Raw genomic sequence first — 257 nt, forward strand, 5'->3', positions numbered from 1 at the left:
GCGGGCGTATCCATCGATCCTGCCGGAGCCGGAGTACGGCCCGGATGACGTGGTACTGCGGGTCAAAGCGAATGGTCAGCTACGCTTTGAAGGACAGCACCTTAGGGTCTCGAAAGCACTTTATGGGCTACCGGTTGCGGCACGCGCAAAGCCGGGCGAAGACGGCGTATTTGAATTCTGGTTTGCCCATCATCGCATCCTCACCCTTGACCTGAGGAGCGAAAATCACTGACCATAAAGTGTCAATGATGTCCCCG

The 257-nt window shown here is 56.8% G+C and carries 1 pseudogene; it reads left to right on the forward strand.

From position 1 onward, the window contains the following. Positions 1–232: pseudogene (locus FSO04_RS46780) on the forward strand (IS481 family transposase); the annotation flags it as partial. Positions 233–257 lie beyond the last annotated feature (25 nt).

Source organism: Paraburkholderia madseniana, from assembly GCF_009690905.1.
Lineage (GTDB): Bacteria > Pseudomonadota > Gammaproteobacteria > Burkholderiales > Burkholderiaceae > Paraburkholderia > Paraburkholderia madseniana.